Source organism: Amycolatopsis panacis, from assembly GCF_003600245.1.
In the GTDB taxonomy this organism is placed as follows: domain Bacteria; phylum Actinomycetota; class Actinomycetes; order Mycobacteriales; family Pseudonocardiaceae; genus Amycolatopsis; species Amycolatopsis sulphurea.
On record NZ_QZFV01000119.1, the window covers coordinates 21392 to 29913 of the forward strand.

Annotated in this window: 7 protein-coding genes; 6 read left to right on the forward strand and 1 reads right to left on the reverse strand. The window is 70.0% G+C overall.

Going from position 1 to position 8522, the window contains the following annotated elements; all coding sequences use genetic code 11:
* Positions 1 to 963, reverse strand: a complete 963-nt coding sequence (locus D5S19_RS25520) for an ABC transporter substrate-binding protein (RefSeq protein ID WP_120025933.1) — start codon at positions 961 to 963, stop codon at positions 1 to 3.
* A 657-nt stretch (positions 964 to 1620) separates the two neighbouring features.
* On the opposite strand from D5S19_RS25520, the gene D5S19_RS25525 reads away from it, so the two are divergent.
* The 6 genes from D5S19_RS25525 to D5S19_RS25550 all read left to right on the forward strand — a co-directional run bounded on the left by D5S19_RS25525 (position 1621) and on the right by D5S19_RS25550 (position 8319).
* Positions 1621 to 4677, forward strand: a complete 3057-nt coding sequence (locus D5S19_RS25525; protein ID WP_120025940.1) for a sensor histidine kinase — start codon at positions 1621 to 1623, stop codon at positions 4675 to 4677.
* Positions 4674 to 5150 (forward strand): roadblock/LC7 domain-containing protein, encoded by a 477-nt coding sequence (locus D5S19_RS25530; protein ID WP_386998515.1) that lies wholly within the window; start codon positions 4674 to 4676, stop codon positions 5148 to 5150. The genes D5S19_RS25525 and D5S19_RS25530 overlap by 4 nt, the downstream gene beginning before the upstream one ends.
* 24 nt (positions 5151 to 5174) lie before the next feature.
* The gene (locus tag D5S19_RS25535; protein ID WP_120025934.1) at positions 5175 to 5951 is read left to right on the forward strand and encodes a DUF742 domain-containing protein; all 777 of its coding nucleotides are present in this window, start codon (positions 5175 to 5177) and stop codon (positions 5949 to 5951) included.
* A complete protein-coding gene (locus tag D5S19_RS25540) occupies positions 5932 to 6537 on the forward strand; it encodes a GTP-binding protein (RefSeq protein WP_120025935.1) in 606 nt (201 codons plus the stop codon). Before D5S19_RS25535 ends, D5S19_RS25540 begins: the two co-directional genes overlap by 20 nt.
* Positions 6538 to 6928: 391 nt before the next feature.
* Entirely contained in the window at positions 6929 to 7369 is a 441-nt protein-coding gene (locus D5S19_RS25545) for a roadblock/LC7 domain-containing protein (protein WP_120025936.1), read from the forward strand.
* Positions 7366 to 8319, forward strand: a complete 954-nt coding sequence (locus D5S19_RS25550) for a DUF742 domain-containing protein (protein ID WP_120025937.1) — start codon at positions 7366 to 7368, stop codon at positions 8317 to 8319. The genes D5S19_RS25545 and D5S19_RS25550 overlap by 4 nt, the downstream gene beginning before the upstream one ends.
* The last annotated feature ends 203 nt before the right edge of the window (positions 8320 to 8522 follow it).

Sequence of the window (8522 nt, forward strand, 5' to 3'; positions counted from 1 at the left end):
TCAGGATGCGCTCGCCTGCGGGACGATCATCGTGGCCACGTCGATCTTCGCCGGGATCGACTGGAACTGCTGCAACAGGTCCGGTACCCGCTGCAGCCGCCGGGCGTCCAATGTGGACTGGAAGGTGAGCAGCTTGGTCAGCGCGGCGATGTCCTGGTCCACCTTGGAGAACTTGACCAGCAGCGGCTCGATCTTCGAGCGGTCCGCGGATTCCTTGGTGGCCTTGAGCATCGCGCGCTGGAAGGCGGCCACGGTCTTCTGGCTGCCGGAGGCGAACTTGCCCAGCGAGGCGTAGCCGGCGGTGGGGAAGTCCTTGGTACCGCCGGTCGCGGCGTCGATGATCTCCACCGTGCCGTCGGCCTTGGCGGACTGGGTGATGAACGGCTCGGTGAGGAAGCCCGCGTCCACGTCGCCGCGTTTGACGGCCGCGCCGATCTGCGGGAATCCGATCGGCACCCACTTCACCCCGGAGTAGTCCACGCCGTTGTCGCGCATCACGGACTTGGTCAGGGTGTCGCAGATGGTGTCGGCCGCGGTGATCGCGATCTTCTTGCCCGCCAGGTCGTGCACGCTCTTCACCGGGCCGTTCGGCAGCGCGACCACCTCGGTGCTCTTCGGACCTGCCGAAGAGGCATCGGAGATGAACTTGATGTCGGCGTTGCTCTTGCTCTTGGCGATGAAGAACGGGGTGTAGCTGCCGTAGGCGATGTCGACCTCGCCGGCGAGCAGCTTCTGCAGCGAAGCCCCGCCGCTGGCCGCGTTCACCGCCTCGACTTCGAGGCCCTCTTGCTGGAAGTAACCGTTCTGTACCGCGAGGTGGAACGGGGCCACGTCGATCGTCGGCATGATGGAGACCTTGATCTTCGGCTTCTCCAGCCCGGAGCCGCCGCCGGTGCTGCCGGAGTCGTCCGACCCGCCGAGCAGCCCGCAGCCGCTCGCGGTCAGTGCAACGCCGCTTGCCATGGCGAGGGACAGGAACCCGCGCCTGCTATAGCTGCGCTGGTTGCCCGCGGCTGCTTCAAACAAGGTCGCTCCCAATACGGATGCAGTCACGTCTGCCGAGGACGTGCGGATGGCGGAATGTGACTCATCGTCCGGAGTCACGCGGCTACTGTAGAGAAGCAACCCGGCTATCACAATGGGTGTTCAGCGTCGGTTCGGGGGTGGCAATCATCACTCGATCAGGTGCATCGTTGATCGACATTCGGGCGTCACGCGGACAAGCTGTTGATGCCTGAATAACTTGATCCGCTGCCCGGGTGTACCCAGCGCGATATCTGGAGGGTTACAAACCGGCCAAGCGTTCGCTACCCTCTGCTCCTGCAGAATGCGGTGCGGCCCACCGATGTAGCGAGGAAAAGCCCTGGTCGAACAGGGTGCTCCAGACAAGCCGGCGAGCAGTTCGCGGTGAACGGGTGGCCTCGGCCGAAACGGACAGACCGACCACGTGCGGGGACCGAACGTCATGCCAGAGCCGAACCGATCCCACGCCCAGGGCGGTGGGAAATCACACCTGGAAGTCGATCATTTCACTCGAAAGGGTGTAATGATCCGGTCAGTGGCCCGGGCCGCCAGCGGTGCGGGCCTGCTGCCGGAGGCGTGCGGGTGGTGACCGCGGGCATGGCAGGTTTCGAAGCACAGGGTCCCGTGGACCCGGACGACGATGGTGGTGCGGCGGTGCCGAATGAAGACACCACAGGGGCCCCTGCGCGCGAGCGCGGATCGAGCGGCGACCGCTCCTTCTTCGCGCTGGGCAACTGGCGGCTTCGGTCGAAGCTCGCACTCATTCTGATCATCCCCACCCTCACCGCGCTGGTGCTCGGCGTACTGCGCGTGGTCGACGACGTACGGCAGGCCACGCAGCTGAGCCGGACCGCGGATCAGGTGGCCCTCGCGCAGAAGGTCACCTCCGTGGTGCACGACCTGGAGGGCGAGCGGGCGCTGGCGGTGGCCCGGATCTCCTCCGGCGACGCGCTGCGCCAGGCCGGGCTGGACGCGCAGGTGGCCAAGGTCGACCGCGGCGTGGACGACCTGCGCGACGCCGCCATGCAGCTCAACACCGACGACTCGGCGACCAGCGACCGCTACACACGCGGCCTGCAGCGGCTGGACGCGCTGCGCCCGCTGCGCGCGGCGATCGGCTCCTCCTCCTATTCGGACCTGGCCGCGCTGGACACCTATTCCTCCATTCTCGACTCACTGGTGCAGCTCGGTCGCGTGGTGACCACCGCGACCAGCGACCGTGACCTGCTCCGGCTGGGTACCAGCACCCAGTCGATCAGCGAGGCCAAGGAGTTCATCCTCCGCGGGGACAGCGCGCTGCTGGTGGCCGCGTTCCGCGACGCCTTCCCGGGCAGCCTGCTCGACGAGACCCGCGCCGCGGAAGCGAGCGGGGACGCCTCGATCTCGGTGTTCGTGGCCAACGCCACCGACGACCAGGTCCGGCTCTACAACGACACCTACTCCGGCCCGGAGGTCGACGACCGGCGCCGGGTCGAGGCGACCGCGTTCTCCACCGCGCAGGCCAACCAGGGCCACTCGCTCAACATCGACCCCACCCGGCTGAGCCAGGACTCCACGATCGCCGCGGACAAGCTGCGCGCGGTCGAGAGCAGCCTGCTGAACCAGCTGCGCACCCAGGCCGACAGCCTGGCCGGCTCGGCCGTGCAGTCCGCCTGGATCGGTGGCGCGATCGTGCTCGCGGCGCTGATCGCGGCACTGGTACTGATGCTCGCGATCGCCCGGCTGATGCTGCGGCCGCTGCGCGTACTGCGGACCACCGCGCTGGAGGTGGCCTACACCCGGCTGCCGGAGACCGTGCAGTCGATTTTGGACGATCCGGATCCGGTCAACGCCTCGAAGAAGGCGGTCGACCCGGTCCCGGTCACCTCCCGCGACGAGATCGGCGAAGTGGCGCGCTCGTTCGACGTGGTGCACGAGCAGGCCGTGAAGATGGCCGCGGAACAGGCGCTGCTGCGGGAGAACGTCAACGGCATCTTCGTGAACCTCTCCCGGCGTTCGCAGCGGCTGGTGGAACGCCAGCTCGGCGTGATCGACCGGCTGGAGGCCGACGAGCAGGATCCGGACCATCTCGCCAGCCTGTTCGAGCTGGACCACCTGGCCACCCGGTTGCGCCGCAACGGCGAATCGCTGCTGGTGCTCTCCGGCGCCGGGCTCGCGAAGTCGGTGCCGAAGCCGGTGCCCGCGGCGGACGTCATCGGCGCCGCGGTCTCCGAGATCGAGCAGTACGCGCGGATCGAGGTCGGCGTGGTGCCCGAGGTCGCGGTGCAGGGCCTGGCCATCCACGACCTCGTGCACGTGCTCGCCGAGTTGCTGGACAACGCGACCTACTTCTCCGAGCCGGAGACGAAGGTCACAGTGCGCGCGGTGGTCACACGCAAGAAGGCGCTCGCCATCCAGGTCACCGACCACGGCGTCGGCATGGGCGAGGACCGGCTCGCGGAGCTGAACACCCGGCTGGCCGACCCGCCGGACCTGGACGTGTCGGTGACCCGGCGGATGGGTCTGTACGTGGTCGCCCGGCTGGCCCAGCGGCACGGCATCGAGGTGCGGCTGCGGGAGAACGAGGACATCGAGGGCGGTGTGGTCGCCCGCGTGGTGGTGCCCGCCGGGCTGCTCACCGACGTACGCGTCCCGGTGCCCGTCGCGCCGCGGCACACGCCGCCCCCGCCGAACCGCAACGAGGTTTCGCACCCGAGCTTCCCGCCGGTCAACCGGGCGCCGGAGGAGGCGCCGCCGTCGGTACCGGTCGAGTCCAACGGCGGGCTGGTCCCGCTGGATCAACCGATCAGTCTCGACGATCTGGTCGCGGGCAACCGGGCGGCCGGTCCGTTCCTGAGCCCGGAAGTGCCGGCCGAACAGGTACCCGCCTGGCCGACCGCGGACGACCTCGCCCCGCTCACCCGTGAGTCCAATGGGGACGGTGCCAGCCTTTCCGAGGCCCGGTTCGCGCCGCTGGTACTGCCGAAGCGCGAGCCGAAGCACGTGGTGCCGGAGGAACCCGCGGCCGAGGCGCCCGAGGAAGAGGACGGCCCGTCCGCGCTCGAAGACGACGTGCCCACCCGGCGGCTTCCGATCTATCAGTCGGTGCTTTCGCGCTGGTTCAGCGAGGGCAGCGACGAGGCCGAGCCCGGTGCGTTGCCGGGTATCGACGCGGTGGAACCGTTGCCTGCCCCCGCAGCCGCGCGGCACGAGGCGCCCGAACCGGCGCCCGCCGCCGAGGAAGAGCCGGCCGAAGCGACGCCGCTCTACCCCGGCCCGGAAGAAGACTCGGCCGGCGAAGACTGGCACAGCGTCTCCGACGAGGGCTGGCAGGCGGCACAGTCGCTGCTCGAGTCCAAGAACGAAGAGGTGACTTCGGCCGGGTTGCCCAAACGCGTACCGAACGCATACCTGGTCCCCGGTTCGATTTCCGGCGCGCAGAAGCCGGCCGAAGCGCAGAACTCGTTCACCGACCAGACCGCCGGGCTGCCCGGAAAGGGTGCTATCACCCGCTCGGCGACAGCGGCCCGCAGCCGGATGGCAAGCTTCCAGCGTGGGTACACCTCCGGAAGGCACGCGCTGAAGGATCGGCCGACGGAGGCCCGGCTCGACGACGAGGCGCGCGTGACCGGAGCCGGCTACGTGAGCGACAGCAGCAGTGAGGAGCAACAGTGACACGGGCGGGTGCAGTGCAGCCGGGAGGCGGGCCGGTGCAGCCGAACGGCAGAAGTGCCGGCGGCGCGACGGGCAGCTTCGCGTGGCTGATCACGGACTTCGTGCACCGGGTTCCCGGTGCCGCGCACGCAGTGGTCGTTTCGGCCGACGGTCTGCTTCTCGCGGCTTCGCGCGGGTTGCCGAAGGATCGCGCGGACCAGCTCGCGGCGGTCGCCTCCGGGCTGACCAGCCTCGCACGGGGCGCGGCGAAGGTGTTCGAAGGCGGCCCGGTCGCGCAGACCGTGGTCGAGATGGCCAACGGTTTCCTCTTCCTGATGTCGGTGTCCGACGGTTCCTGCCTGGCCGTGCTGGGTTCGCCGGAAAGCGACATCGGCCTGGTGGTGTACGAGATGACGTTGCTCGTCGAACGGGTCGGGCAGCAGCTGACCCCGGAGATGCGCGCGCAACTGCAGGGCGCTGCGGTCCGCCGCTAGGCGGGCCGGGATCAGGAGTGAGCCGTGGACGACGGGCGCTTGCGGGGCGATGGCCGGCTCGGGGACGACTCCACCGGCGGGTGGGGCGAGCGGGACCGGGGACGGGAGGACTGGAAGTCCTTCCGCGAACGGGTCGACCGTGAGTGGCGGGCCCGGCACGCCCGGCTCGACGAACCGGAGCCCGGACCCGGCCCGGAGCCGGCCCGGCCGCCCGACCGGCTGACCGACTCCAATGCCGGGCAGCAGCCGGGCATCACCGCCGTGCCCGGCTACCGCGACCGGCTGCTCGGCGGTCCCGGCTCGGAGCTGTTCGGCGGCGCCAGCGGCCCGCTCTACGACTCGGCCGAGTTCGCCGCGTTCAGCACGGCGCGGGACGGTTCGCCGGACCCGTCCTCGAACGAACTCGCCGCGGCGTTGCCCGCCCAGGCCGCGAGCGAGCCGCCGGTCGCCGAGGTGGAGACCTCCGGGCTGGTCCGGCCCTACTTCCGCACCCGCGGGCGGACCAGGCCGACCTATGATCTCGCGGTCGAGGCATTGGTCTCGACCAGTGAGCAGGGCAGGCTGCTGGACCGGGTCCGGGTGCCCGAGCACCGGTCGATCTGCGATCTGTGCCTGGACACCCGGTCGGTGGCCGAGGTCGCCGCGCTGCTGCGGCTGCCGCTGGGCGTGGTGCGGGTGCTGATCGGAGATGTGGCGGGGCTCGGCCTGGTGCTGGTGCACACCAGCACCAGCACGAGCGCGGGCGACCGCCCCAGTATCGAGTTCATGGAAAGGGTGCTCAGTGGGCTTCGGAGAATTTGACTCCGACCCGAACACGCCGCAGGCAGGTCCGACCTCGTCGGCCAAGATCGTGGTCGCGGGTGGGTTCGGTTCGGGAAAGACGACTCTGGTCGGGGCGATCTCCGAGATCGATCCGCTGACCACCGAGGCCTTGATGACCGAGGCGAGTATCGGGCACGACGACGTCACGGCCACGCCCCATAAGACGACCACCACGGTCGCGATGGACTTCGGCCGGCTCTCGCTCGACTCGGACCTGGTGCTGTATGTGTTCGGTACACCGGGCCAGCACCGGTTCTGGTTCATGTGGGACGACCTCGCGGTCGGCGCGATCGGCGCGGTGGTGCTGGTGGACACCCGGCGGCTGGCCGACGCGTTCCCGTCGATCGACTTCTTCGAGAACCGGAAGCTGCCCTACGTGGTGGCGATCAACTGTTTCGACCGCCTGCTGCACCACCAGATCGAGGACGTGCGGCACGCGCTGACGATCTCCCCGTCGGTGCCGATCATGGCCTGCGACGCGCGCGAGCGGGACTCGGCCAAGCAGGTGCTGATCTCGGTCGTCCAGCACGCGATCGCGCACGACACGGCACTGCAGGCGGGCTGAGCCCGGTCCAAGGTGCGATGCCGCCGTTGGAGTGAACTCCGCGCGCTTCACCCGCTTCGGGGAGCGGTGCATCCGTCTGGAGCAGGGAGTACTCCTCTCGGTTGTCCGGGCCGGTGCCGGTCGTCCCCCGATCGGCTTGCCGCAACGGTGGTGACCAGCTCGGATACGCTTTTCCTGGAGTTCGTCACCGGCCCTACCGAGTGACCCGCGAATGCGTGGTCACGCATGCGTCGATGCGACGTCGGCACGGAAGTACGCGTACCGTGCCCGGGCGCACGCTCGACACGGCCGGGGAGGTGAATACGCTGGAATGGCGTCTTCACGGCGACCGGGCGAGCAGGACCGCCCGGTGCCGGGCGGGTGTCCCAGCGTTCGACAGCTTGGAGGGCCAGTGACCTATTCCGCGACCGATTCCGGCGCACCGGCGGAGCAGGGCACGTTCGGCTGGCTGGTCTCCGATTTCGTGCGCCGGGTCCCGGGTGCCGCGCATGCGGTGCTGGTGTCCGCGGACGGCCTGCTGCTCGCCCCGTCCGAGGGGCTGCCGCAGGAGCGGGCCGAGCAGCTGTCCGCGGTCGCCTCCGGGCTGATCAGCCTCACCCTGGGTGCGGCCCGCTGCTTCGAGGCGGGCGGGGTCAACCAGACCGTGGTCGAGATGGAGGGCGGGTACCTGTTCCTGATGTCGGTGTCCGACGGTTCGTCGCTGGCCGTGCTGGCCGCGCCCTCGTGCGACATCGGGACGGTGGCCTACGAGATGACCCTGCTCGTGGAGCGGGTCGGCCAGCAGATCAGCCCCGAGCTGCGGGCTCAGCTGCAGGGCGGGGTGCGTGGGTGAGGATCTCGGGTTTCGGCGAGCAGGACACGGGCGCCTGGGAGGCGCTGCACCGCGGTGACGACCGCACGGAGTTCGACTCACCCAGCCGCTTCGAGCTGAGCACGTTGAAGATGCGGCTGCCGGCCCGCCCGAACCCCGTCCGGCCCGCGCCACCGCGGGCCGTACCGCCGCCTCCACCGCCCCCGCCGGCACCGCTGCCGCCTCCGCCGGTGCAGCGGGAGGATCCCGTCCGGTACGACGACGGTTACCGGGAGCCGCCCGCGTACGGGGGCGACGGACGAGCGGTCGCGCCCGGCTACTGGCCGGAGGAGCCCCCACGCGGGCAGCACGCGGCCCCCGAACCATCCCCGTCCGGCCGCCGGCACCGGGTCGAGGAGCCGCCGGACCCGTACTCGTTCGACGAATACGCCGACCGCGGTTCGCCAGGCGCGCACGACCGGATGGTGCCGGAGGAGCCCGCGTACCGATACCCGGAGGAGGCCCCTCGCAGCAGGCACGCGCAGCCCCCTCCGCCGCAGGAGCAGTCGGGCGCCTCCGCGCTGGACCAGTTCTGGTCCGCGGAAGGGGAAGGCGCCGACGAAGCCGCTCCCGCGGACCGATCGGCGGCCAAGCCCAAGTCGCGGGTACGCCCGTACGCCCGCACGCGTGGTCGGACGCACTCGGACTACAACCTCGCGCTCGAAGCATTGGTCTCGACCAGTGACAGTGGCCGCCGCTACCGCGGGGTGCGCTCCATCGAGCACCGGCGGATCTGCGATCTGTGCCTGGACACCCGCTCGGTCGCGGAAATCGCCGCGCACCTGCACCTGCCGCTCGGCGTGGTCAAGGTGCTGGTGGGGGACATGGCCGACATCGGCCTGGTGCTGCTGCACCAGACCGACCTTGTCCTGGGCGACCGGTCCTCGCGCGAGTTCATGGAGCGGGTCCTACAGGGCCTGCGGAGCCTTTAGCCCGCGCGCCTGTTCCAGGGCTGTGAAGGGACCCTTCACAGACTCAGAGTCCGTGAAGGGTCCCTTCACGGACTCTGAGGCCAGGGTGTCGGCAAAGTTGGTCGGGGACCCGGCAGTGGGCGATGCGGAGGTGTGTGCGACCACCTCGTGGCGTGCGCAGGACCGGTTTCGGGTCTGTGAAGGGACCCTTCACGGACTCTGAG

What these genes read in the sequence shown, in the direction of transcription:
- D5S19_RS25520 (WP_120025933.1), bottom strand. Translation starts at nt 963, where the DNA reads ATGGCAAGCGGCGTTGCACTGACCGCGAGCGGCTGCGGGCTGCTCGGC.
- D5S19_RS25525 (WP_120025940.1), top strand. Translation starts at nt 1,621, where the DNA reads ATGGCAGGTTTCGAAGCACAGGGTCCCGTGGACCCGGACGACGATGGT.